Below are 856 nucleotides of genomic sequence, written 5' to 3'. Positions count from 1 at the left end.
CTCAAGAGATCTTTCGTAAGTGGATGCAAAAGATTTTTAAAAAAGCTAAAGAGAATAACCTTTCTGAAAGCTTACAATCGCATCTTTTAAAAATGCCAAAGACCATAGCAAGCCTTGCGTTGATTTTTGAACTTCTTGACGGTGGTCGTTTAGAAATTGGACTCTATGCCATCACAACAGCGTTGCGTTGAACAAGTTATCTGTTAAGCCATGCCAAACGTCTTTATACAGCGCATGATACATTGACAGCAGAAAGTGCAAAATTAATTGTCGAGCGTTGTGATCATTTGCCCGATGTCTTTACTTTACGCGATATTCATCAAAGAAATTGGACCTCTTTAAAAGACAATCAAGCCGTTAAACAAGCTATAGAGCTTTTATGCCGTTGTAACTATATTCGTGAAATCTCTGGAGATAATACCCCTAAAAGCGGTCGACCTACGATACGTTATGAATGGAATCCTTTGGTAAATGAGCATAAGCCTCCCCAATAAGGCATTGGGAAGTCTTATGAAGTATTAACCCCTATCCCCTTTATTCATAGAGTAAACCTTCAAAGAACGCCTTATCTATGAGTTTTGAGTATTTTGAGGGTTCCTTCTCCCCCCCGTTATATATTTTTTTACAATAGAAAAATAAAAGCCATTATATTTCAATATATTAGCATTTTAGAGATACAGTCTATATTAAAACACAACCTATAAATACAACCCATGATATATTTTTGAAAGTATTTTGAGGGTGTGAGAAACCTTCAAAACCTATAAGCAAAATTCGTAATAAAACCTATCAAATTACTCATTCTGATATTTTAAAGTACATAGTACATTTATTTTGATTAATCCGTGAAATGAAT

The 856-nt window shown here is 34.5% G+C and carries 1 pseudogene; it reads left to right on the top strand.

Annotation, left to right across the window (positions count from 1 at the left end):
- Window positions 1-494 (top strand): annotated as a pseudogene (locus ACFIO3_RS14295) (DUF3987 domain-containing protein); the annotation flags it as partial.
- Between the last annotated feature and the right edge of the window lie 362 nt (window positions 495-856).

It is taken from the genome of Bartonella sp. AD328YNZD, assembly GCF_042196425.1.
This window is presented reverse-complemented; position numbering and strand designations above follow the sequence as displayed.